General features: G+C 44.8%; 20 protein-coding genes, 2 pseudogenes and 3 CRISPR repeat arrays. Of the genes and pseudogenes, 18 read left to right on the plus strand and 4 right to left on the minus strand.

The features are described 5' to 3' along the window. Nucleotides 1-613 precede the first annotated feature (613 nt). A CRISPR array of direct repeats spans nt 614-1,169; the repeat unit is 30 nt; unit sequence CTTTAACCACAACATGAGATGTATTGAAAT. 167 nt (nt 1,170-1,336) lie between these two features. The 10 genes from GCU48_RS17595 (at nt 1,337) to GCU48_RS29310 (ending at nt 13,805) form a co-directional block, all read left to right on the plus strand. Continuing rightward, on the plus strand, nt 1,337-2,185 hold the full coding sequence (locus GCU48_RS17595) for a DNA-binding protein (protein ID WP_152380913.1): 849 nt from the start codon (nt 1,337-1,339) through the stop codon (nt 2,183-2,185). A gap of 780 nt (nt 2,186-2,965) precedes the next feature. Next, a CRISPR array of direct repeats spans nt 2,966-3,390; the repeat unit is 30 nt; unit sequence CTTTAACCACAACATGAGATGTATTGAAAT. A gap of 305 nt (nt 3,391-3,695) precedes the next feature. Beyond that, nucleotides 3,696-4,409, plus strand: a complete 714-nt coding sequence (locus tag GCU48_RS17600; RefSeq protein WP_244316308.1) for a CRISPR-associated protein Cas6 — start codon at nt 3,696-3,698, stop codon at nt 4,407-4,409. A 21-nt stretch (nt 4,410-4,430) separates the two neighbouring features. Next, entirely contained in the window at nt 4,431-6,452 is a 2,022-nt protein-coding gene (locus tag GCU48_RS17605) for a hypothetical protein (protein WP_152380915.1), read from the plus strand. Continuing rightward, entirely contained in the window at nt 6,436-7,440 is a 1,005-nt protein-coding gene (locus tag GCU48_RS17610; protein WP_152380916.1) for a type I CRISPR-associated protein Cas7, read from the plus strand. Before GCU48_RS17605 ends, GCU48_RS17610 begins: the two co-directional genes overlap by 17 nt. Nucleotides 7,441-7,474: 34 nt before the next feature. Continuing rightward, nucleotides 7,475-8,275, plus strand: a complete 801-nt coding sequence (gene cas5b / locus GCU48_RS17615; RefSeq protein WP_152380917.1) for a type I-B CRISPR-associated protein Cas5b — start codon at nt 7,475-7,477, stop codon at nt 8,273-8,275. Between the two features lie 27 nt (nt 8,276-8,302). Beyond that, the gene (gene cas3 / locus GCU48_RS17620) at nt 8,303-11,113 is read left to right on the plus strand and encodes a CRISPR-associated helicase Cas3' (RefSeq protein ID WP_244315748.1); all 2,811 of its coding nucleotides are present in this window, start codon (nt 8,303-8,305) and stop codon (nt 11,111-11,113) included. After that, nucleotides 11,110-11,604, plus strand: coding sequence for a CRISPR-associated protein Cas4 (locus GCU48_RS17625; protein WP_007429323.1), 495 nt, complete (start codon nt 11,110-11,112; stop codon nt 11,602-11,604). The genes cas3 and GCU48_RS17625 overlap by 4 nt, the downstream gene beginning before the upstream one ends. Nucleotides 11,605-11,622: 18 nt before the next feature. Continuing rightward, a complete protein-coding gene (gene cas1b, locus GCU48_RS17635) occupies nt 11,623-12,636 on the plus strand; it encodes a type I-B CRISPR-associated endonuclease Cas1b (RefSeq protein WP_152380918.1) in 1,014 nt (337 codons plus the stop codon). 6 nt (nt 12,637-12,642) lie between these two features. Beyond that, nucleotides 12,643-12,924, plus strand: coding sequence for a CRISPR-associated endonuclease Cas2 (gene cas2, locus GCU48_RS17640; RefSeq protein WP_152380919.1), 282 nt, complete (start codon nt 12,643-12,645; stop codon nt 12,922-12,924). Nucleotides 12,925-13,100: 176 nt separating this feature from the next. After that, a CRISPR array of direct repeats spans nt 13,101-13,522; the repeat unit is 30 nt; unit sequence CTTTAACCACAACATGAGATGTATTGAAAT. Nucleotides 13,523-13,709: 187 nt separating this feature from the next. Continuing rightward, nucleotides 13,710-13,805, plus strand: a complete 96-nt coding sequence (locus GCU48_RS29310; protein WP_152380920.1) for a helix-turn-helix domain-containing protein — start codon at nt 13,710-13,712, stop codon at nt 13,803-13,805. 452 nt (nt 13,806-14,257) lie between these two features. Here the strand turns inward: GCU48_RS29310 and GCU48_RS17650 are convergent, their stop codons facing one another. The 3 genes from GCU48_RS17650 to GCU48_RS28140 all read right to left on the minus strand — a co-directional run bounded on the left by GCU48_RS17650 (nt 14,258) and on the right by GCU48_RS28140 (nt 16,920). Further along, entirely contained in the window at nt 14,258-15,337 is a 1,080-nt protein-coding gene (locus tag GCU48_RS17650) for an alcohol dehydrogenase catalytic domain-containing protein (RefSeq protein ID WP_152380921.1), read from the minus strand. Between the two features lie 125 nt (nt 15,338-15,462). Then, complete coding sequence (locus GCU48_RS17655) at nt 15,463-16,281, minus strand: helix-turn-helix transcriptional regulator (RefSeq protein WP_152380922.1); 819 nt, start codon at nt 16,279-16,281, stop codon at nt 15,463-15,465. 273 nt (nt 16,282-16,554) lie between these two features. Further along, a complete protein-coding gene (locus tag GCU48_RS28140; RefSeq protein ID WP_341874666.1) occupies nt 16,555-16,920 on the minus strand; it encodes a tyrosine-type recombinase/integrase in 366 nt (121 codons plus the stop codon). Nucleotides 16,921-17,446: 526 nt separating this feature from the next. Between GCU48_RS28140 and GCU48_RS17665 the strand changes: the two genes are divergently transcribed. The 3 genes and pseudogenes from GCU48_RS17665 to GCU48_RS17675 all read left to right on the plus strand — a co-directional run bounded on the left by GCU48_RS17665 (nt 17,447) and on the right by GCU48_RS17675 (nt 20,206). Beyond that, nucleotides 17,447-17,950: a DUF6933 domain-containing protein gene (locus GCU48_RS17665; RefSeq protein ID WP_025718655.1), complete on the plus strand. Its 504-nt coding sequence runs from the start codon at nt 17,447-17,449 to the stop codon at nt 17,948-17,950. Between the two features lie 106 nt (nt 17,951-18,056). Beyond that, nucleotides 18,057-18,365, plus strand: a pseudogene (locus tag GCU48_RS17670) (hypothetical protein). 209 nt (nt 18,366-18,574) lie between these two features. Then, on the plus strand, nt 18,575-20,206 hold the full coding sequence (locus tag GCU48_RS17675; RefSeq protein ID WP_152380923.1) for a formate--tetrahydrofolate ligase: 1,632 nt from the start codon (nt 18,575-18,577) through the stop codon (nt 20,204-20,206). On the opposite strand, the gene GCU48_RS17680 is transcribed toward GCU48_RS17675, so the two are convergent. After that, nucleotides 20,142-20,471 carry a hypothetical protein gene (locus GCU48_RS17680; RefSeq protein ID WP_152380924.1) on the minus strand — a complete coding sequence of 110 codons (330 nt, stop codon included), beginning with the start codon at nt 20,469-20,471 and terminating at the stop codon, nt 20,142-20,144. The genes GCU48_RS17675 and GCU48_RS17680 overlap by 65 nt on opposite strands. A gap of 469 nt (nt 20,472-20,940) precedes the next feature. Here GCU48_RS17680 and GCU48_RS17685 point away from each other — a divergent pair. The 5 genes and pseudogenes from GCU48_RS17685 to GCU48_RS17705 form a co-directional block, all read left to right on the plus strand. Continuing rightward, nucleotides 20,941-21,317, plus strand: a pseudogene (locus GCU48_RS17685) (class II fructose-bisphosphate aldolase); the annotation flags it as partial. A 186-nt stretch (nt 21,318-21,503) separates the two neighbouring features. Then, nucleotides 21,504-22,778 (plus strand): outer membrane lipoprotein-sorting protein, encoded by a 1,275-nt coding sequence (locus GCU48_RS17690; RefSeq protein ID WP_025718661.1) that lies wholly within the window; start codon nt 21,504-21,506, stop codon nt 22,776-22,778. Between the two features lie 270 nt (nt 22,779-23,048). After that, nucleotides 23,049-24,245 carry an alanine racemase gene (alr, locus tag GCU48_RS17695; RefSeq protein ID WP_025718663.1) on the plus strand — a complete coding sequence of 399 codons (1,197 nt, stop codon included), beginning with the start codon at nt 23,049-23,051 and terminating at the stop codon, nt 24,243-24,245. Nucleotides 24,246-24,538: 293 nt separating this feature from the next. Further along, a complete protein-coding gene (locus GCU48_RS17700) occupies nt 24,539-24,820 on the plus strand; it encodes a CopG family ribbon-helix-helix protein (protein WP_007429334.1) in 282 nt (93 codons plus the stop codon). A 6-nt stretch (nt 24,821-24,826) separates the two neighbouring features. Next, nucleotides 24,827-25,177 carry a type II toxin-antitoxin system PemK/MazF family toxin gene (locus tag GCU48_RS17705; protein ID WP_007429335.1) on the plus strand — a complete coding sequence of 117 codons (351 nt, stop codon included), beginning with the start codon at nt 24,827-24,829 and terminating at the stop codon, nt 25,175-25,177. The last annotated feature ends 37 nt before the right edge of the window (nt 25,178-25,214 follow it).

Here is a 25,214-nt window from a genome sequence, read left to right on the forward strand (position 1 = left end):
AAAAAAGAATTACAAATTTAAATACACCAAGTGTTAATTTCATTGTATTTGAACTATATAAATCGAACTTAAAAGTTTCATATCGTGCCACTGCGCAGTTGGATAGTGCTTCCCATCGCCACCGCCCCCGGATTTCTTGAATAAAGCCTATGATCAGGGTAGAAATCCAGGGAAGTGATGCTTCCGAAGCGAGCTTTCCTACGGAAAGCTTTTAAAGCGATCGCTTCGCTTGTATAGCACTATTCCGCCTACTCCGCTTATTTGTTCATTTTCGAGTTCGGATTGTATAGCAAATATATTTACCATTATACCTTCAAGAAATCCATTACAATACAGGCTAAAGGTCTATTTTGAGGACGGAATCCAATTTTAATGATAATAAAATCATTGTCCTTGAAGCTACTTGAAATTTAAAAAAATGAGACGTGAAGGGTTCACTTTTTCCCAACCTCTAAATGGAATGATACAGGGAATCACTTAGAGCCACAAGCCATTTAGGCGTTTTTTTCTGAAATTTAGAATAATGACTCGAGGTTGGGAAAAAATTGCGAAACCCTTGCGGCTGTAGTAAAATATGCTCATTGTTAAAAATGGAACACTTGATTCTACTAGCCTTTAACCACAACATGAGATGTATTGAAATGTTGCTAATATTATAGCATAAGTATGGAGGAAAGTACTTTAACCACAACATGAGATGTATTGAAATCAATGTTGTCGTTTTGGCTATTTAACAAGATGAAAACTTTAACCACAACATGAGATGTATTGAAATAACTGTTACAGTACTTTGTTACTCCGAAGGGCTACCTTTAACCACAGCATGAGATGTATTGAAATCATGTACATACACTTTCGATGGTATGAAGCCCATAGCTTTAACCACAACATGAGATGTATTGAAATAAGCCAGAGAGGGCCAGGTCAGCTCCGCTTTCCTCCCTTTAACCACAACATGAGATGTATTGAAATAGTGCTGGTATATATCCAGCCAATGCCTCGCCAGTACTTTAACCACAACATGAGATGTATTGAAATTCTTTGGCATAGCCATGAACGGCAGACTCCGTTGGGCTTTAACCACAACATGAGATGTATTGAAATGAGCTGTCGCTGCCTCCGCTGATCGTAAACTGTACCTTTAACCACAACATGAGATGTATTGAAACACCCCCCTTTTGAACACTACACGATAATTGCTAGCCCCAATTATACTCCTTATTTTTATAATCCACTTAAATACGTTAATAATCGACAAAGATTCGGGAATTTTGATTGATATTTAGGAAGAGAACATATAAAATTGGATTAAAATGTAACGAATGAGGGGTTGCGTGTGAAAGCGTTTGACTTTGATGAAGTAACAGACCTTGATTCCATTGTCGGAATGCTAAAAATGGCTTTTTCGCTTGAGGAATGGGAGCAAATGATTCAAATTGCAGACCAACTGCATACTCAAGCTCATCGGGTATACGAACAACAGCAGTTGGAACTTACAAAAGGTGGACAGCCTAGAACTTTACATATAAAACGACCACTTGTATACTACTTAGGATTTAGTCAATTAACCAAAGGTATAGCTTTTCAAAAACAAGGTAAGTATGAGTCCTCTAGAGAGTGTGTTGAAAAGTACGCTGAACTGGGTTGGGTAGAAGGCCTGAATGAAGAGGGATTACAAGAGGTAGAAGACTACCGAACGTTAGCTAAAGCGAATACATACACCTTAGACTTATTACAGGGCAAAGAAGAGGTTTTACCGAATTATGTCCGATTTCTTCATGAAAATTCCTCGGAAGAGTTATTACCCGGAATGATTACCATCCTTGAATCTACGATCGTGCATAACTACAATATTAACGGCATATTGAGAGAATTTAAAACAAGACTTACTGAACTTGGAACTTTTTATGAAGAACCGGAAAATATCAGATATTACGTCACTTATTTATATTTATTGGCTGTATATAGATTTATTGAAGAAAAATATACTGTTGCCATTGAAGTCACTTTAAATGCCTTGGAATCTGCTGATAAAAAATGTGTAGCCCTGTTTGAATCATTCCGCAGCTATGCTAACAAATATCAGAAAAAGAAATACAAGTTTATTCAAAAAAACGTTTTGGAAAGGGAGTTGAAAAATGAGAAAAATCTTCTTTACGACGGTTATCGTATTCGGATTGTTTAGTTTTATTCTTCCATCCGTTTATGATGCAGGTAACATAACCCCACTTAATCATGGTATGAATCATTAATACATCTATCTACTAACTAGATTAAGTTCATAAAGATAAAGCAAAGACCTCCTAAGCCACTTAAAATGGTCAGGAGGCTTTTGACATTTGGGTGCATTATTTTGGCTCTAATATACTCTTTAAATCTCAAATTCTAAAAGGAGGATTAGTATGAAAGACCTCAGAAAAGTGGATTATATTTCTATTTTTATAATTATATTTGTAGGTTTTCTTGTAAATATCGTGGATATTCCAAATCAATCAATACTGCCTATTATTTTAAAATCGGTGTTGACTTCTTTTTTGGTAAGTTTGGTATTGGGGTCAATTACTAATTGGCTATTCAGAAAGAAGTAGCTCACAGCCATTAGTAAGAATATATCCGAACAAAAAGAAAAGAAACATCGGATGTTACGGTCATAGTCTAGTTTTCAGTATTTTAAAACTAGAATTATAAATTTAAATACACCAAGTGTTTCATTCATTATGAGCAATTTTTTCTGATGCATTTTACATTATACTCTTAGGTAAGCGATCTCGACTAGACCAAAGGTCTATGTTTTTCCCAACCTTATAACTGCTAGAGAGAGGAAATTCCTTAGAACCACAGGGGATATAGCTATTTTTCTTAAAACTTGGCAAGAAGCGACCTACGGTTGGGAAAAAATTGCGAAACCCTTGTGGCTGTAGTAAAATAACCACATTGCGATTTTGGAAAGCTTGATTTTACTAGCCTTTAACCACAACATGAGATGTATTGAAATATGCCTTTCTGTGAGACTGGCATCACCTGTTCGTTGCTTTAACCACAACATGAGATGTATTGAAATGGTTGCGAAAACGGAAGAAAACAGGGTATTTTCTTCCTTTAACCACAACATGAGATGTATTGAAATCATATACAGTCCCACATGCCGCCGCTTTGCCTACCTCTTTAACCACAACATGAGATGTATTGAAATTTTATGCGTGGATCAGGAAAGAATGTCGCCAGATCCTTTAACCACAACATGAGATGTATTGAAATAGGAAGTTCGAGTGCTCAACCGAGTCAGGGTACAACCTTTAACCACAACATGAGATGTATTGAAATGTTGCAGAACAGCATCCACCAATGAACCGTCATGTGCTTTAACCACAACATGAGATGTATTGAAATTAGTTGATCGTCCTAGCTTCTCTGGCGGCTTCATTCTTTAACCACAGCATGAAATGTACTCAGTCCTAAGCAGCGAAGCGGGCAGAATTGTTCTGGAGAAGCGTAAGCGTTTGCCTTTATCCCCGGATTTTAACCCTTGATGGGTTTATACAATCCATAAAATCCGGAGATAACAGCAATCGGAAGAACAATCTGCACGTGTAGCGGTCTAAGTACCGTCGAACCTTATTTTAAAATATAGAAATATAACGACAAAATATTTACAAATCATGGAGCAAGGTCTATACTCTATATCAAGTCAGGAGGTGAATATATTGTACTTTGAAATTCATGTAACAACGTTAATTAAACAATTTTCTCATCATCTGGAGATACCGGAGCGTATCGGAGCCTGGATTGGTCGGGCGGGGCTGAATGACGAAACGTTAAAGCAGACGCACTATGACAAGGACTACAAGCACTATACATTCGGATCGCCTTTTCCGCGTGAAAAGGCGGGGGTATACAAGCAAGGTCGTGTATACGTCATTACGATCCGTAGTTCCATAGAGATTACGTTACGTCGAATATCGGCAGCACTGCAAGCCTTACAGGAGGATGAATATTTCCAGTTTATCGCTGCATCTCCCGTGCAATCCAAAAAGCTGGTGCATATCACCGAGTTGACCACAGTCACTCCTGCTATTGTTACGATTGAAGGCAAACCGTGGGTGCCGGGTCTGAGTGTGGAGCTTTTACTGCAACGAATTCATGCTAATGCGGAGAAAAAATACAATCATTTATACCCTGACCAGCCTGTACGATTAGAACAACCTTTTATTGAAGGGATACAGGTGTTGAATCATAAGCCGATTGCCTTGGCCTACAAAGGACGTAAGCTATTAGGTAATAAGCTGCGACTGCTTGTCAGAGAAGATGAGTATTCACAGAAGTTGGCAAGTGTGGTGTTAGGCTCAGGAGCGGCAGAAAAAAATAGCATCCTTGGGGCAGGCTTTTGCATCGCCAAGGGATTGGAATAACGCGGAAAGGAGGCACAAGGGATGCTAAAGGATTTGACCAACAGCTATCTATTGGCAAAGAAAGAGTTTCCGAATATTACATTTGATCGGCACCGCCCCAAGGAAGGGCTTTATATTCGCCTGCGACTAGATCAAAGCTGGAATGAACAGGTCAGCCAGTTTGATAGCGAGTATATGATCATTACCAAAGAAGAACCCGATCTAACACACAATAAGCTTTTTGAATGGTTCCAACAAAAAGATTATGTGAGTTCTCTGATCTCCATGAACAAAGCCGTAGATCCCGGTAAGCAGCTCCATTCCAATAATCCATATACGCTATATGCCAAACGGGATGTATTTCTAGCCGAAACGCAGGCGGATGGAACTACGGCGATGCAAGCACATGTGGCCCGTTTTCTGGACAAGACTCAGGCAACAGAGGTACAGAAGAAGTGGGACGAACTCATCGGTGTGAAGAAGACGGGTTCCACAAGTTCTACGCAGCAATTTTTCTCCCAAACCGATTATGCTCCGGCACTGGAATATCTCGTAAGTGAGGAACGTCGGACAAGTATTGCACAGATTGAGCAATGGTATGCTACAAACCTGTCTGCTTTCATCGACCATATCCGAACGATTCCTTTTAAGAATTACGTTAAAATCTTTTTCACCCCAGAATCTATCTCACTTAACTCATCTAACAATAACCTATTTAACGAATCTTCCAGCTTGTATTCATGGGACGAAATATATGGCTATGAATATTTGCTATATACCATCCCAAAAATCTTTAATAGTAATGACTATAACCAAATGGTAGACGGAGCTTTGACAGGTCTTCCCGGTTTTAACATGAGCATGAACAGTAAGAAGCCATATTTGGAGCATAAAACAATGCGCGTTGGTGCGCCTGTCCGCTTATCATTGGAAGAAGCATTACGGGTAAAGGAAGCGACCGAATGGCTTATTTCTCAACCTAAGTTCAGAATGAATAAGTTTAGCTATTATACGGATTTTTCTAAAAGTATCTCGGACGCAGCAGAAGGCTACTTTTTTGTTTACGTGGAGGGCAAGGATAACGAAATACAGGACTATGAAAATGTACCTTTTTCCAAACAGGTTTATGTTAATATTCGGCTCAAGAATGCACTGGGTCTGATGACCAAAAATAACGATGGCGAAGCGTTTATGAAGGATTACGGCTATCTGGAAAATGTGGAGCAACTGCAAAAGGAAATCAGCAGACGCTTTTTTCGCGGACGGATGAACGGTGATTTTCTTCAAGATGAGCCGAAGGCGAGAGAAAAGGATTTTACCAGTGGGATGGTTGCACTATTTATGCAGAGCAAAAAGGGCTTCCATGACTGGTTTTTCAAGGGAACGACCGCCACGATCCGTTCTCAATTTGCACGGGTAACGCTTCGTCTGTTGGAGGAACAGCTACTGCGGGTAGAACCAGCAGGGCAAGAGAAGTCGAAGCTGGATCTGAGTGGGTTGGCCGATGCGATGAATGTAAGACTTTCGCTAATGGCTCATTTGGAAGGAGAGGAATACACAGCTATGGGAAATCGCCTGATTGCAGTGTCTAATAAACTCAAAGAAAAGTTGGACACCTTGGATAAGCGGAAACAGAAGGAAAACGCACATGGAGCAGGGCAAACGGAACAGACAGCCAATCCAGAGCCGGTCTATGTAGAGACGGATGATGAGTTTTATTATTTGGCAGGGCAGCTTGCTTTTTATTTGAAAAGTCAGTCTGAAGCCCAGCAGAAAAAAGGAGATTTACTCGGGCCTTTTTTCATGGCAAAGCGCAGTGGACAGCTTAAGAGACGTATCGAAGAAGCGTATCATTTGCATCGCCACAAAATACTGCTGCAATATACTAAATTAAATTGGGCTTTAGCGAATGTGAACGCCTACCAGCCGGATAAGGAATTCCAGCATGAAGATGCAAGAGAAATGTTCCTGGCGGGGTTATTTTCGGACAACTGGTTCTGGAAAAAAGGCGAGAACGAGAAACCAAGCAGCGAAGGGGAGAACGGACATGGCGAAGAAAACTAATCGTGTGGTAGGACTAATCGGGATTGTCAGCCGGATGGCGAACTGGAATGCAGACTTTAGCGGGCAGCCAAAGACAACCAGCACGGGCCAAATTTTTGGTAGCGACAAGGCGTTAAAATACAGCATTAAGCGCTTATGGGCAGAGGAAGGCCAGAAGGTGCTGTATATTCGTTCGTATAAAGTGAGCAGCGGCAAGGACAAGAAGGTGGACAAGGCAAAGGATGCGGACAAAGGGAAAGAAGAGAAGCTCCAGCCTCGTAATCTCGCAGAACGTTATGAATATCTTTTCGGTGAAGAAGTATCCAAAAATTCACGTGAAGTGCTGAGCAAGCTGTTTCAATGTGTGGATGTGATGAATTTTGGTGCAACGTTTGCGGTGAAGGATCAGAATATTGGTCTTGCTGGTCCGGTACAAATTGGTCAGGGCTTTAATAAATTTGACTGGTCGAATCTGGAGGTACAGGATATCTTATCTCCGTTTCGTAACTCAAATGAAAAGAGCGAGGACAATGACGCCACCTCGATTGGTAAAAAGAGAACGGTGGATGAATCCCATTATGTATATCCTTTTTCCGTCAATCCGAAGCATTATGATCACTATGTGGAACTGCTGGCAGCCGGGGGCTTTGAAGGGTATACGGAGGAAGCATATCAGGCTTTCAAAACGGGAGCTTTGACCGGGGCTACTTTGCAAAATACCAACAGTAAATCCGGTGCGGAAAATGCTTTTGCCTTATTTGTGGAATTTAAAGCGGGGAGCCCGGCGTATTTACCGAATTTGGACCCTTATGTGAAGGTAGATAAGGACAAGGATGGAGAGCAGACGGTTTATGATTTATCGGCCCTTGCACCGCTTTTGAACGATGTAAACGAGGAAATTGAAACGGTAGAATTATACGTTAATCCGTATGCATCGCGTGTAGAGCTGGATTTTCCGGGGCTGCGGACGTTTAACATCTTTACGCGCAGCGAGCTTCCTCAAGGCTAGAGGATGATTACATCGGGGAAGGAGGGAAGAAAGTATGCAGGCGTTACGATTTGAGTTGAGCGGAGAAACAGCGTTTTTTAAAAAGCCAGATGTTAACGTATATGCGTATTTTACATACAGTCATATTCATAAGGTTGCGTTATATGGCTTGCTCGGTGCGGTACTCGGACTTGGCGGCTATACGCAGCAGTATGAACGGAATATGGCGTTGGGCGGTAAAGCCAAACAGGATAATCCGGCGATGCCGTACCCTGAATTTTATGAGGTGTTTCGTGATGCATCGGTGAGCATCGTGCCACACGGAGATCGAGGATATTTTTCGAAAAAAATCCAGATTTTCAACAACACAGTCGGTTATGCCAGCCAGGAAGAGGGCGGTGTGCTGAATGTGCGAGAGCAATGGTTGGAGCGTCCACGCTGGACGATCTACGTGGCAGATGATGGGGGCGTAGATCGGGAGGTATTTGATCGGCTTGCAGATTATGTACAGCATTCCAAGGCTGAATACATTCCTTATCTGGGGAAAAACGATCATCCGGCTACGATATCCAAGGCTCGGTTGGTTGAGTTGGAGCCAGTAGATGAACCGGAATATATCGACTCCCTCCGGGCTGCGCATTTATCTGCGGATGTGGGAGGGTATGTGAAAGATGATCAGATGCAATCCTACTTGCAAGAGTACCTTCCCGTAGGGCTAAATGCAGCCAACAACGGTTACATTCTGGAGCCGCTTGTATTTTCTAATCAGGAAATAGATACAGATGAGCTAAAAGCCGAAGATCTACAAAAAATGTACCGGGATGCTGATAATGGCCGCACCTTGTATTTTATCTAGATAAGGGCGGGGTGGTTGCTTTCGTAGATGGAATCAACACCGGGTATTCTCCATTGTCAGGATGGGGAATACCCGGTTTTTTATATGGATTTTTTTATTGTACCCAAAGAAAAGAGGGAAGACGATTTGCCCATACATGTATCCATACAGCATTGGCTAACGGAGGAAGGGAAAGGGAGGCTGAAGGCGCACACGGCAATAGAAGAGGGGCTTCAACAGGATGAAATGCTGGAGGAGCATAGCGATCTGGTCATGCATCATGCTGAGATACTAATGAGGGATCATGGTGTGGAAGCTGCGGTACATAGGGCGCTGGATCGTCTTGGCATAGATGGTGAACCGCTGGATGAATCATTAAGGCAAATGATCATGTACTATTTTAGACAAGCCATTTATTTGCACGATCTTGGCAAGGTGAACCCGGCCTTCCAACGTATCAAAATGAAGAACAATGAAGTTAAAAGGAACGCTGAGTTGGGAGACAGTAACCATTCCATGCTGTCTGCTGTGCTTTACTTGCATATTCATTTGCGACAGGTGCAGGAATGGCATGATACAACAGAGCTGTATCCAAACCGTAAGAAGCATAAACGCAAAGTACTTGCATTCCTGCATCATCTTTTATATTCATTCGCGTATACGATCTCCCGCCACCATACATACCTGGGAAACATGGATGAAGATATGGGAGGGCAGATCAACGAATTTGAGCTGAAAATAAGAAATCAATATAACCGGATCAAAGAGAATCCTGATTATATTCGCTATTATCGTGATCAGCAGGACTTGCTACAAAATGATAACGTATTTGGATGCATCCGTCTGGAAGGCAATAAACGTCAGAATAAAATACACAGGCCCTTTCCTTTCTATGTGTTGGTCAAGCTGCTGTACTCCACGATGGTCGCATCGGATTTTCGGGCAACGTATCAATATATAGAGCAGCAAGTGCCGGAGATGCATTATTTTGGAGAACGTCTACCAGTGGAGCCCATGCTGGAGGCTTATCGTCAGACGGGAATTGTGCGGGGGATTGAGTCCTATCGCCAAAATCCTGATGCTTCTGGCTTGTCTGAGATGAATCAGCTACGGGCGGCGTTGTTTATTGAAACGGAAAGACGACTGTTGGAGCGACTGCAAGAGCCTGTTTTTTATCTTGAAGCCCCTACAGGTTCAGGCAAAACCAACATGTCTATAAATCTGGCATTGCATTTGCTGAATAGCGGCTTGGGACTGAACAAGTTAATTTACGTATTTCCGTTCAATTCTCTAATCGAGCAGGCGAGACAGACACTAAATGGGATTTTCCACAAGGAGCAGGTAAACGGCTATCGGGTGGAAGTTATGAATTCGATTACTCCGATGGTGACCGAGGAAGAACTAGAGGCAGAAGCTACTTTGGAAGGGAAGGACAAGGAGCCAGATAATACGGATTTCAAAAGAGTGCTGTTGGAGCGTCAATTGCTGCAATATCCGGTGACACTGACTTCTCATGTGAATTTTTTTAATTATCTATTTGGGACAGGACGAGAGGTCAATCTAGCATTCGCTCATTTATGCAATAGTGTCATTGTATTGGATGAAATTCAGAGCTACCGCAATGAATTGTGGAAGGAAATGATTCATTTTCTACGTTCTTTTGCGGATATTCTCAACATTAAAATTATTATCATGTCCGCTACCTTGCCAAATCTGGATTTGTTACTAGAGCAGCGAGATCATGAGGAAGCAATACAAACCTATACACTGGTGCAGAACCGGGATCGTTATTTTATCCATTCGTTGTTTAGAGAGCGCGTGAATCTGGATTTTAATTTGTTGAAACAGGGCAAGATGCAGCCAGAACAAGTATTGGAGCATGTTGAATCTGTAATCAAGCGGCGAAAGAGGGATGGGCAAGGGAACAGGGTGCTGATCGAGTTTATCAAGAAAAAGACGGCACGCCAATTTTATAACCTGGTGCTAGAGCAGGATACGGACATTGACGTCTATGAGCTTACCGGGGATGATAGCTTCTCCTATCGCCAAGAGCTGTTGCAGAAATTGGGGAAGGACGAACATGGGAGGTTTTATATGAGTGATGTGATCGTTGTAGCAACACAGGTGATTGAAGCCGGGGTAGACATTGATATGGATGTGGGCTTTAAAGATATTTCTTTGCTGGATAGCGAGGAGCAATTTTTGGGACGACTGAATCGTTCTTGTCTCCGTGACTACTGTCAGGCTTATTTCTTTAATTGTGACGAGGCAAGTAGTGTATATAAAAACGACTTGCGTGTTGCATTTGATCTCAAGGAAGAAGCATACCAAAAAATGCTTGAAAATAAGGATTTCAGTGGATTTTATGAGAATGTTATTCGTGAAATCAACAAGTCTCGTGAAAAACCGGATAAACAGCATTGGAGCGATTTTACCAAAAAAGTGCAGGAACTTGAATTTCCAGATGTACAAGAGCATATGAACCTCATTCCTGATCAAAGTGTGACGCTGTTCCTGAACTATACCTGTCCAATGAAAGACGCTCCCCCGCTGAACGGTCAAGATGTGTGGGATGAGTTTGTTAGATTGTCAGACAAGCGGTTGGAGATGGACTATTCAGAAAGAATGATTCGCTTGTCTTTGGTGCGTGCTCAAATGAATAACTTTACTTTTATTTATCCGGTTCCCCACATGTATGCAAAATGGGGAAAGGTAAAGCCAGGGATACACACCCGTTGTATAGGTACTTTGTATTTCGTGGAGCACGGTGAACAATATATGGATATGGACGAGAGGACGAATACCAAGAAGTTTAATCGTGCTAGATATGAGGAAGCTGAAAAGAGGCTTTTGCTATGAGAATTACCGGAACGATGGTGAACTATTATGTACACTGCCGTAGACAATGCTGGTTGTTTGCCAACGGGATGAATTTTGAGGATGACAGTGAGGATGTACGAATTGGCAAGGTCATGCATGAGCTGCAAAGTGAAGGGAAGAAAAATCGCGAAGTTGCAATAGAGGGCATCAAAGTGGACAAGCTGACCAGCGACTATGTGACCGAAATCAAAAAGTCTGACGCTGATGTAGAAGCAACGAAATGGCAGACGCTGTATTACATGTATGTACTCAAGCAAAAAGGGATGGAGCGCAAGGGAAAAATCCAGTTTAGCGAGCGCAACAAACAGGCTAGTAAAACGATAGAGTTGGAGCTGGATGAAGCGGCAGAACAGGCGATGGAGCAGTTGTTGGCTGAGTTGGAGCAATATTTGCAGCAGGAGCAGCCCGATCCGGCGATACGTGAGAAAAAATGTACCCGCTGCGCCTATCTTGCCTACTGCTTTTTATAAGAAAGGAGGACGACAAAAATGTCCAAAACAGCACCCTCTACCAGATATATTCGTACTCCGGGCACTTTGGGACGTGAAGATAATTCACTGACATTTCGGAGTGAAGAAAAAGGGATCATACACCTGCCGATTCATGGATTGAAGGAGCTATATTTGCTGAATGAGATAACGTTGAACAGCAAGCTCCTGTCTTTTCTGTCGATGGCAGGGATAACAGTCCATTTCTTCGATTACTATGGTCATTTTAGAGGCACCTTTTATCCGAAGGACGCAAGGGTGAGCGGTAAGGTTAAGCTATTGCAAGCGAAAGCCTGTTTGGAGAGAAGAATACCTATTGCTGCTGCTTTTATTGGTGCCATTGCAGCTAACATCCATGAAGTGCTGTATCACTATTATAAACATGGCAACAAGGAGATCAAACCATATCTGGACTGGCTAAAAAAAGATGTACCAGGATTATTAGATAAAATGGAGGATATTCCGAGACTGTTGAGTGTGGAAGGGGAGATTTGGAGACGGTTTTACGATACATTTAAGACGTTCCTCCCCGAAGACTTTAAAATGAATAAGCGGGTCAAGCGCCCGCCAGACAATCCGCTGAATGCACTAATTAGCTTTGGTAATACCATTTTATATACGAAAACGATTTCGCAAATTTATCATACGCATTTGGATCAGAGTATCAGTTTTCTGCATGAACCGAGCGATCGACGATTTTCCCTCAGTCTGGATCTGTCCGAGCCGTTTAAGCCATTGCTGGTGTACCGCACTATTTTTGAATTGGTGAACAACCGAAGAATACAGGTCAATAAGCATTTCGAAAAGGATTATAATTACTGTATTTTAAATGGGACGGGTCGCGATGTATTTATCACCGCGCTTGAAGATCGGATGAAGCAGGTGTTCGATCATGGCACACTTAAACGGAAGGTCAGCTATTTATCTGCTATTAAATATGATGCTTACAAGTTAAAAAAGCATATCGTCGAAGGAACGCCTTTTGTTCCCTTTTTGGAAAAGGAAAAGAGGTAGAAGGATATGGCGAAAAATTATAACTATGTCATTCTGGTGTATGATATCGGAGAAAAACGAGTGGGCAAGGTATTTAAAATATGTAAAAAGTATCTCGTTCATTTCCAGAAATCCGTATTTCGAGGTGAAATTACCCCCGCTAATTTAATTCAGCTACGCGCTGAGTTAAAAAAAGTTATTGATGAAGGGACCGACTTTGTTGCCGTTTTTAAGATGACAGGTGATTATGTTTTCGACGAGGAAATCATCGGTGTCCGTTTGAATGATTCGGAGTCCTTATTACTGTAATTTTCCCAACCGCCTTAATGGACAGATAGCTGGTTCTTCTTACTGCCCCAAGGGTTATCGAGGATTTTCTGTGCAATTAGCGTCACCCCTTTTCCGGTTGGGGAAAAATTGCGAAACCCTTGGGGCTGTTGTAAACTAGGCGCATTACTGAAATTAAAAAGCTTGATTTTACTAGCCTTTAACCACAACATGAGATGTATTGAAATAGGTATATTTCCATTCGTTCGAGGCCGCCGTTTGCCTTTAACCACAACATGAGATGTATTGAAATAGTGCTGAAAGATTTGAAAGCAAATGGTAAAGAGCCTTTAACCACAACATGAGATGTATTGAAATCGGAATTAAGCGGGGAGGCTGCAATGCTAATCCGCTTTAACCACAACATGAGATGTATTGAAATGCAAGTGGCAGGAAAGACAATTGAGGAAAGACTCACCTTTAACCACAACATGAGATGTATTGAAATTGAATGAAGCCCAGGCCAGCCAGCACCTCCAGCGATCTTTAACCACAACATGAGATGTATTGAAATTTTGGATAGTGTAACTCAGCGTTTAGACGTTCGAAACTTTAACCACAACATGAGATGTATTGAAATTAATGTTTATGGGGGAACCGAAGATTTTATTAAATCTCTTTAACCACAACATGAGTGCATCCAGGGTTTAAAGTCTTCTAACCCCCAGCTATATTTGCCAACAGACAATAAGAAGAGTCATACTACCAAACCGCGTAAGCAGCGTAAGGTAAAGGAAGAAGTTACTTTAAGCAAAATAAGAGAATTAATGCTTCAACGTCCAGGTATAAAACAAAAAGAGCTCGCTGAAATTTTGGGAATATCTCAAAGTCGGGTTTCTCAGCTCAAAAATAAATTGAACTGAACTATCAATTTTTCCTTTATCTTTGGGTAGTACCAGCGAAGCTGTCACCACCCGCACACCTAGAAAAGCTACGGGATTCATGAGATCATATGCGTAGCTGAAAGTTACGCGCGCACGTAAGTAGATGCGAGTTTAATTTTTCGACCGCGGCCGAAACGGGCAGAATAGCGCAATTCTATTCTCAGGCATAGAACTTGTGCCCATAATTGACAAGAACTTGTACCCATTTCCTGCAAAATCTTTTTGGTGGCAGAGTTTAAACAAAAAAGCATCATCTTTAACCTGACGATGCTTCATAAGCTTTAATTAGATTGTCTGCCGGTTTACGTTTTGATCAATATACGACTGGAGTGTTTTACTAAAAATCGCAGATCTAAAGACAGAAATACCTTCTCCTATGGGAATGAGACTACCGATCATTTCATCAATGCCGTCTCGCAGTGTCAGAATGATTAAGGCTTGATTACTGTCAACTTGAAAGGGCCTGGATTAGCGGCAGCATGTTCGATGGCTTCATTCGCATGGTCTAAGTCGAATGCCGTAATGTCAAACTGTTCTAATGCAATCAGGCCAGATTGGATAAGAGCGACCAAACGGCTGGGGGCTTCTGCAGGACACAACCATTGGCCGTGTATCGTGATGCAGTTTCTCATAATCCATGGATAAGGCAAATCCAACCCAGCGCCCCCCAACATGCCAACGCCTCCCATCAATACGGCTCTCCCGTAAGGCCGCACCGACATAACGGCAGCTCTCACCGCCGTTGCAGGGGCGAAGGGGGGCAAAATATCCAAGACGCAGTCAATAGGCCCAGGAGCCGCTTGCTGCATACGTTTGCGATCGTCATCCTCGTCGCCTGACAGCTTTACTGTACGTATACGAGAACCAAAACGACGTGACAAGTCTTCAAGCGTTTCTTCATTTCGGCCTGGTGCGACAACACAGCCGGCTCCCATCGCTAAGGCAAGTGCAATACATGCACTGCCAAAGCTCCCCGTAGCTCCGCTCACTAGAATCGTTTCCCCTGCTTGCAAGTTGGCTTTGAGCAGACCGCCATAGGGTACCGCCAGCGTGCCAAATGCACACCATTTCCCTGCATCCTCGTTATCCAGCGAGCCGACGCGGATGGCGTTTTCCGTCGGAATCAAGATCTGCTGCGCATAAGACCCGTGTCGGAAATGCTTCTGCAAATGTAACCCGCCTTCGCCTCGTGCGCTCAAGCCTTGTAACGTAATGTCGGGAGTCAACGCATCGTCGCGCGATCTTACGGTTGGATCACAGTAGACCCAGTCGCCAACGGCAAGTCGCGTCGAGTCCGGTCCAACGGCGCGTACACGGCCGATGGCTCCGGCACCGGGCGCCTGAGGCAAAAGCATCAAGTACTTTCGTTCTCCGCTGATGACCTCTTTCATATAGGACAGTACGGGAGCAGCTGCGACATCAACAATGACCTCTCCAGTACCCAGAATGGGATCAGGCAGGCTCTCAATCGCAAGCGGCATACCAAATTGTTTGAGAATTGCTGCTTTCATAATGAACACACTTCCTATTTGTGGGATTCCAGGGACTTTCCTTCAGCCTGGTTATTTCCCTCATCATACGCTTAAAAAGCATGTTCTGTAAGATTACCGTTTATACTCGTATAAAAAATAATACCCTAAACTTGCGACATCTGTACGTCAAGCAAAGGGATACACGGTATATAAACTGTAACCTTTAGATCGGGATGGTCAGCCAACGTCATGGATTGCTGATCGAATTCAAGTTCGCCCTTCACTGGATGTCGAATCCGTTTTGTTCCAGGTGGGATGCTCAACACTTCATGATTTTCCCACCAATCCTTGAACGTATCGCTCTCTTTCTTAAGCAGCTCAACCAACTCTTCAAACCAAGGATCACCAATATGCCGACCATAGCTGGATCGAAACTGGGCAAGTAGCCCCTTCGCTACCTTCGGCCACTCGGGCAATGAATCTGGGTAATCGGGACAGACGAACATTCGCCATAAGCTGTTTCGTTCCAGCGTGTTCATCCGATTAAAGTCACCAACCAGCTCGCAGGCTGCTTGATTCCAAGCCAGTACATCCCAACGTGGACCTGTGATGATGCTAGGGAAAGGTTCGAGTTTGTCCAGCATCCGTTGTAAAGAGGGTTCAACCTGGGTATCAGCTTGCAAATCATAGGGTGGGCGATGTTCGGCGAGCGTATATAAATACAGCAACTCGTGTCTGTTTAAGCGCAATGCTTTTCCCAGACTTTCAAGAACTTGAGAAGAAGGACGTATATCTCGTCCTTGCTCAAGCCATGTATACCAAATCGTGCTTAAACCTGCCAAATCTGCTACTTCCTCGCGCCGTAGCCCATTTGTCCGCCGATGAGGCGAGCTTTGAATACCGAATTCGGCGGGAGAAAGCCGTAAACGGCATGTTTTTAAAAACGCACCCAATTCTTTGCGACGCTTCGAGTCATCACCCATAACAACATCCCCTTAACAAACATAAGAAAATTTAATAATCATTTATATTATATTAGATTAGGGAACCGTTCAACCATCTAGTTTTAAATTATCTTTCCCCAATACCGTGCAGGTCGATCCGGTCAATGAGGTTCCAGACACGTAAAACGTCTACGGCCAAAAGTTCATGGACGATTCCGTACTTACATTTATGAAATCGCAGAGGGCAATCGGCCGTTATGGACCTCCAACGACTTACGGCTTTCGTGGCCCGAATATGGCTGTATAAGTGCGTCATCGATCATCGCTGCCCTGCTTTTTAAGCCAGGTCAAAAGGAAATGTCGCAGCTTATGCGGCGATAGATTTTGTATAAGACCAGCTTCTTCCGAATATTTGGCCAGAATCTTTCGTATTCCCCGATCCGTATATTTTTTCTTCCACGATGATTCGAACAGGTAAACCGCCTGCTTCTTTTTCATTGAATCAGCGTGCATGGCCAACATTTCTTTGAACGATTGAGGGAATGGAACAATGCGATCCTTGCTACCCTTGCCCTTGTTAATCCGGATCTGACAGTAATGAAAGTCTATATCGGAAAGTTTGATATTGATAAGCTCACTCACACGAACACCGGTATAAAGTAGCGTTTTGACGATCATAATACCCTGAAAATTTTTAGCCTGCCAAACCACATCATAGTACCGTTTAAGCTCCTCTTCCGTAGGGACATAGGGAAGCTTTTTGCTGTTTTCGGAATCTCATTCTAGCTCCGACCGGAGATGCTGGAATAAACTTTTGAGATAGGCATAATCAGGCCGTTCCCCCCGGAGATATTTGGACAATTCCTTTGCTTTTCGTTTCAGTGCGACTTTAACCACAACATGAGATGTATTGAAATTCGTCCCGGCACAATATCGTCTCTTGAATGATGGCTCTTTAACCACAACAAGAAATATATTTAAATCCGCTCATGAGAAGTAAGTGGGATTACCGAGGTCAACTCAACCCTAACACAAGATGTAATCAAATTACTGGCAGTTACAGTTCCCCTATATTATACTGAAAGAGTTTACAATCTAATCTTAGGAATAGGGTGTTATGATATCCGGGACATGCTTTAGGCAAGAGATCAGGCATGCCAAATCATGAGCTGCGGCACAGGACCGTCAATAAAGGAGAGCAACGATGTTTGTTATACGGGGAACACAAAAACTGCTGAAGGAATGGGCTGCCGAACCACTTCACGTTGATATTTATCCGCCTTTAAACAGTTGGCATGCCAGCTTGTTTTTACTGAATCGGAGAAAAAATATTGTGTTTATGCATGATGCATCCCGCTTGAGCATTACGCTGTTTGGGATTAAAAAATCGCAGTACAAACACCTGCCGACTCTTTTTGTCCAAGCCCTGAAGGAATTGATGATCAGTGAAGGTTTTGATGAGCAGATCGTAAAGGCATACACACAGGAAGGCGAGCAGATGCTGGCTACGACGACGAACAGCTATAGTGTGATGAGAACCTTGGATGAGATTATTTTCGTCATGAGGGAATTGGATATGGAGCATGGTTGCGAGCTGGAAAAAAATCAGTGGAACAACCGGATTGTATTTAAAACGGTGCAATACCAGTACCCTGTCGATGCTTTTAAAGAAGCGTTAGAAAAGCATTATAAGCTAGAAAGTGTTTGAGTGAATTGCTATTTTAGACAAAAAGATAAGTTCCACTTATTCCCTCTACGTTATATAATCTACTGTAGTTCCAAAAGACTATATATAGAGAAAGGAAAGGGGTAATATGAAAATTAAATTAAGAAATAAAACGGGAATGATCAAGGAGCGCAAAGTGGGATTTTCATGGACCACGCTCTTTTTCGGTTTTTTCCCTGCGCTGTTTAGAGGGGATTGGAAGTGAGCTGTTATTATTTTCCTGGTATCGATCCTTACGAGCGGGGCGTCCAGTTTTGTATTTTGCTTCATATATAACCGCTTACATATTAATGATCTGCTGACTCAGGGCTATGGCCCTGCGACCAAGAAAGCCCAAGCTGTCCTGATTTCTAAAGGATTTATTGCCGAAAATTACGCTGCTAACGCTGTAGGTTAATATAAGAGCCGGTCATTAAACGAGACACGCCCAAAGAGTATCCACCAAAGTCTACGTGACGGGGGATGCTCTTTTTTTATAGCTCACATGATGAAAACGGTTGCGATGAGATGAATCATAGCGCAATAAACGGCACACTTTGGTAAAATAACATATAGAGTGTTTGACACCATGGGTCTGACCTAAAAATGGGGGGTACATAACGAGGAATGAAGAGGATTATTGAGGTAGCCAAGGAAGCGGGAATTGAAGAGGAACATCTGGAGACGTATGGAAAATATAAAGCAAAGCTGAATCCGTCCCTGTGGGAGCAGTTGAAGGATCGCCCGAATGGAAAGCTGGTGCTGGTTACGGCGATGAATCCAACGCCGGCGGGAGAAGGAAAAACGCTAACGACGATCGGGCTGTCACAGGCACTGAATGCGCTCGGGCACAAAACCGTTGCTGCGCTGCGTGAGCCGTCCCTTGGACCCTGCTTTGGTATGAAGGGGGGAGCCACTGGGGGAGGAAAGGCCCAGATTGTTCCGGCAGAAGACATTAATCTGCATTTTACAGGGGATATACACGCGATTTCGGCAGCACATAATTTGCTGGCAGCGATGATTGATAACCATTTGTTTCATGGAAATGCTTTGCGCCTGAAGCCGGAACGGATCGTGTGGAAACGGGCTGTAGATATGAACGACCGGAGCTTGCGAAGTATTGTGACCGGATTGGGCACGGGTAATGGAGCGGTGAGAGAAAGTGGCTTTCTGATTACCTCGGCCTCGGAAGTAATGGCGGTACTATGCTTAAGTGAAAATATGAACGATCTAAAAGTACGATTGGGTCGGATGGTGATTGGTTATAACGAAGCAGGCGAAACGGTAACAGCAGGGCAGCTACACGCGGTGGAGGGCATGGCTGTGCTGCTTCGGGAAGCATTGAAGCCCAATCTGGTACAAACGTTGGAGGGAACTCCAGTCATTGTGCATGGTGGGCCTTTTGCGAATATTGCACATGGGTGCAGCAGTCTGATCGGAACGAAGCTGGCGTTGAAGCTGGGAGAGGTAGTCGTCACGGAAGCCGGATTCGGGGCTGAGCTGGGGGCAGAAAAGTTTTTTGACATCAAGTGCCGCCAGTCCGGGCTGCAGCCAGATGCGGCTGTATTGGTCATCACCGCGAAAGCACTGAAATATAACGGCGGAGTCTCTAAAAATGAGCTGGATGCGGAAAATCTGGAGCAATTACAGCTTGGTTTAGCCAATATGAACCGGCATGTACGGAATTTGCAAAAGTTTGGCGTGCCTGTACTGGTAGCGATTAACCATTTTGTGACAGATCATGAAGCCGAGCTGGAGCTGATTCTGGCGGAATGCCGCAGGCTGGGTGTACCCGCCGAGCTGTCGCAGGTATGGGCGCAGGGAAGCCGTGGGGGAGAACGCTTGGCTCAAAGCCTGCTAAATCTGCTCCAGGAGGACAAAGCCCGCTTTGCACCTTTGTATGATGCTGCACTTGATTTGCCAACGAAAATTGGCATGATTGCGAAGGAGATCTATGGCGCGGCAGAAGTAGTGTATACCGCGGAGGCTAAACGGGCGTTGTCCGGTATGGAGCAGCTTGGCTTCGGACAACTGCCTGTGTGTATTGCCAAAACCCCCTATTCCTTTTCAGATCAGCCATCTCTGCTAGGCGCACCGGAAGACTTTACAATTCACGTGTCCAGGGCTTCTTTATCCGCAGGCGCAGGCTTTGTAGTAGTGGAGACGGGCAATACCATGACGATGCCTGGACTGCCTAAATCCCCGGCCGCCGAGCATATGTCGCTGGAGGCTGATGGAAGCATTCAGGGTCTAATGTAGTATTTTTTTGGAAAATACGACCATCTTGTAATGATGCGCCAAGCAGCTTGGGCAGGGCAGTGAGCAGCTTTTGTCGGGTCATGGCATCGCTCCAGTTCCAGCGGTCTGCATCTGTGAAGTATACCCGGCCTTGACGCACGGCAGGCAGCTCGTTCGGCTCAATTTCTATGAAGCCGTGTCCCTCGTCGAGCACCTTTTGGATCGGCTCCACGGGCTGAAAGCCCTGCGGGTGGCAGAGGGCCGACGAGAAGCCGGACTTGCCCATGACAAACTACCGATCCCCATGGTCGAAGATGAAGGCGGAGGCTGTTTCCCCCGCCTTAACACCGTTTGCGTGAAGTTTGGTCTACATCTCTGCTTCCTTGATTTTATATTGGGCAAGCCAGTCTTCAGCAGCCTTTTTCTTGTTCACAATGTCTCCGAGAGATAGCAGGCGCTCGTTCAATGGAGCAAAGGTATCAGATCAGGTTGTAGAGCCGATGCTTTTTCTAAATCAATGGGAAACCTGAGGTCCGATAGATGCTCAACCTGTTTCTCATATACCTTGCCCTCAATCATAGAAGTCGATGTACCTGCAGCTTGTATGCCCAGAACGAGTAAATCACCCTAGTTTTTACCAAAATAGGCAATTCGCCCGGGAGCCGTAGGGATGTTAACCGCATGTCCCTCAACCCTCAATGGACAAACTTGGTCAACGAATATGATTTTGTACAAAATACAAAACACACGTATAGGAAACGGGAATCGACGCATTGGCGGCTGCCCTTGGTTCGGTTCATGGGCCGTATCAGGGAGAGCCAAAACTGGGCTTTGATGAAATGAAGCATATTTCGGAATTGACAGGCATCCCGCTTGTATTGCATGGGGGTTCAGGTATCCCGGAATATCAAATTATCAAGGCAATTGAATTAGGCCACGCCAAAATCAACGTTAATACAGAATGCATTCGGCTTGGACCTTGGCGGTTCGTGACGTGTTAAAGAGCAATTCTGATGTATATGATCCGAAGACGATTCTCACACCGGGTACGGCAGCGATTACTGCTATAGTAAAAGGGAAGATGCAGGAATTCGGCATGAGTCATAAGGCAGACATACGTTATACAGTGTAATGCTATAGAGACACAGCCTTCCAACTTAATGCAGAGCTGTTCCCTGCGCGGGAACGGCTCTTTTTCGTGATAGAGGAAGGTACAATAGATATGCCTCCAGCTTGTCTGCCAGTCTGCATAAATCGAACAAGTCCTTCATAGACATGTACTAATTCATTTAAAACATGTGCTGAAGGGGTTGATGACATGCGCCGGATTTCATGGATGCTTGCCATGGTCATGTGTGTAACGCTGCTGCTGGCCGGGTGCGGCAAGAAGAGCGCGGACGATGTGGTTAAAGATTTGAGTGACGTGGTGAGCGACCTGAACAGCTATCACGGTACAGCTTTGATGACGCTGCATACCGGCGATACGCCGCAGGAATACAAGGTGGATATCTCCTACCGCAAGCCGTCCTATTACCGAATTGCCATGACGAACGAGAAAAAAGATGTTACACAGATCGTGCTGCGTAATGACGAGGGTGTATTTGTACTCACGCCCAGCCTGAACAAGAGCTTCCGCTTTAAAAGCGACTGGCCGAACAACCAAGGCCAAGTATATTTGTATGAAACGCTGGTGCGCAGCATTATCGGAGATGCCTCACGCCAGCTGGCTACCGACGATAAATCCTATGTGTTTGATGTGGCGGCAAATTACAACAGCCACGCGCTGGTCAGACAAAAGATATGGTTGTCCAAAAGCAACTATGCACCCACTCAGGTACAGGTTTCTGATGCGAACGCCAAGGTCGTCGTTGATCTGAAATTCGATCAATTTGCTTTTGATACGAAGTTCGACAAGGACTCTTTTGATATGGAGCGCAATATGGCTTCGGGTAAAACAAATACGAAGAGTGAAGGGGCGCCATCTTCTGGAGCAGTGGATTCCAGCAGTCAGCTTAATCCTGGCGGTGCGATAGATGGGGCGACTGGCGTGAAGTCCAGCGAATCTGGGCAAGAGCAGGGAACAGCAGGAAACGCAGCTCAGCAGCAGTCTGGTAAAGCGAAGGTGGACGGAGCTGCCACAGACGATACTTCGAAATCCGATACAGCAGCCAGCACGGAGCAGAAGCAAAATCCAGAAGCATCTGATGCAGCAACCGGAACATCGGCTGGCACAGATGCTGCAGAAGCTATGATGGGTGAGTTTGGATTGATCGAACCGTCCTACACACCAGCCGGGGTGCAACTCAAGGATACGCCGGAGCTGGAGGAAAATGGAACACATGCGGTGATGCTGCGATATAGCGGAACGTACAACTATACGATTGTGGAGGCACGTCCGAAAGATCGGGCAGTCGCTCTTACCGCAGGTGAACTGGTTGATATTGGAGGAAGTTTTGCCGTTCTGACAGGAAGTGAGCAGCAAACCCTGACCTGGATGAATGATGGAATCGAGTTCCGAATCACCAGTGCTGACCTGCCTGTGAGCGAAATGATACAAATTGCCGCTTCTATACAGGATCAATCGGGTAAATAAAACCTTATAAGACGGATGCAGACGGTCTAGAGTGTACAATGCTCTGCTGCCGCCCGTATCCGTCTTTTGTTCATTCGCGGTCTAAGATGTGCATCGCTTGTATATCCTGTTCATTGCAGAGATGGTAGCGGAGGCTGGCAAAACGCCCCCTGTCATTTGACAGCCACGTTTCTGAACATTACCATTAACCTTTAGGAATAAGGACTTTGCAACATTCCGAATGGTAAAAGGTTATGTTACAGGCTAACAATTGAAGAAGGTGACTGGATATTGCAAGCACAATACAGATCGACCCGGGCCGAAATCAACCTGGATCACCTTGGCGCCAACTATGAGGCTTTTCGCAAGGCATTGCCAGCGGATAAGCTGCTGCTGGTCTGTGTCAAGGCTAATGCCTATGGACACGGTGCCGTAGAAATTTCAAAGGAATTGGAACGTCTGGGTGTGGATTATTTGAGCGTCGCTTTTTTGGACGAGGCTTTGGAGCTTCGTCATGCGGGGATTGAACTTCCAATCCTTGTACTCGGCTATACCCCACCGGAAGCTGTACAAACGGCATGGGAGCATGACATTTCACTGACGGTGTTCAGTGAGGAAGTGCTGGAGGGTATCCGCCGATTGGACCGCAAAGGAAGCGGACGCAAGCTGAAGGTGCACATCAAAATAGACAGCGGCATGGGAAGACTTGGGCTACTGCCTGGAGAAACGGCTATTGCCTTTATGCAGCAGGCCGGGCAGTTGGAGCAGGTGCTGCTGGAAGGCATGTACACCCATTTTGCCCGCGCGGATGAAGAAGACAAAAGCTATACACTGCTACAATATGATCGGTTTCGGGGCGTGGTGGAAGCGCTAAGGGAGCATGGTATTACCATTCCCATTATACATACGGGCAACAGCGCGGCTACCATTGATACCCCTTCGCTTTCCCCTAACTTGGTACGGATTGGCATCAGTATATACGGACTGTATCCGTCTGACGAGGTAAACCGGCAAGCCGTTGCACTGTTGCCCGTGTTGTCGTTGAAGACGGCGGTAGTTTATACCAAGACGCTGCCTCCGGGATGGGGGATTAGCTATGGTACCCGGTATGTGACCTCCAGTGAAGAGCGGATCGGTACCTTGCCGATCGGCTACGCAGATGGATATTCCCGCATGCTGAGCGGGAAGGTCGATGTGTTGATACGCGGTCGCCGCGTCCCGGTACTCGGTACAATATGCATGGACCAGTGTATGGTTTCCTTACAATCTTTCGCAGAGGATGCGGAAGAAATTCAAACCGGCGAAGAGGTTGTTCTCATCGGTCAGCAGTCCGGCGAGGCTATTGCGGCGGATGAGCTGGCATCCAAGCTTGGTACGATCCACTATGAGGTGATCTGCATGATCGCAGGCAGGGTACCGCGTGTATATACACGCGGCAATGCTCCTGTTGTTCGAGTGAATTCGCTTCTTCCAACCCGCTGGAATTAATTTCATAACGCAAATTACCGGATAAAAGCAGGAGTTTTCGCAGAACGTCCCGAAATATGTACAAAGGAAAGAAAAGAGGGCTATAGCTGTCAAAAAACGCACCAGGCTCCGCTGACACTTGTATTTCGGGGATCAAACGCCTGTACGAAAGCGAACTGTGTAGTTTATAATGGAATGCAGCATAGATGATATACGAATATCATATACATTCTCTTGTGTTCCGTTTGAATAAATTACCGGGAATAACGTTATAATGGTACAATGGCGACAAGGTTTTGGGGGTGGAAGAGAAGTTGGCCAATTTGCAGAACACCAAAAGAATAATGATCAGTTTGCCGGATCATCTCTTGCAGGAAGTGGACGGGATCGTAGCTATGGAAAATTCCAACCGCAGTGAATTTATTAGGCAGGCCATGAAGCTGTATGTAGGCGAACGTAAAAAACGTTACATTCGTGAAGCGATGCAGCGTGGATACATGGAAATGGCTAAAATTAACTTGACCATGGCATCCGAAGCCTTTCACGCGGAGGAAGATGCAAACAGCACCTTGGGCCGTACAGTTAGCGGGGTGTAATCCATATTGATCGTAAAGCGCGGCGACGTTTTTTTTGCAGACCTTTCACCCGTAGTCGGTTCCGAGCAAGGTGGCGTCAGACCTGTGCTGATCATTCAAAATGATATCGGCAATCGGTTTAGTCCTACCGTGATCGTGGCAGCCATCACTGCCCAGATTCAGAAGGCAAAGCTGCCCACACATGTGGAAATTGACGCGGCCACGCATGGCTTTGATCGCGATTCTGTCGTTCTTCTGGAGCAAATTCGGACGATCGACAAGCAAAGGCTTACCGACAAAATCACCCATTTGGATGAAGAAACCATGCGCAAAGTGAGCGATTCGCTACAAATCAGTCTTGGTTTGATTGATTTTTAGGATGTTGGAACGACGAGTGAAACGGGAAAAGGGCAGC

Source organism: Paenibacillus brasilensis (assembly GCF_009363115.1).
Classification (GTDB): Bacteria; Bacillota; Bacilli; order Paenibacillales; family Paenibacillaceae; genus Paenibacillus; species Paenibacillus brasilensis.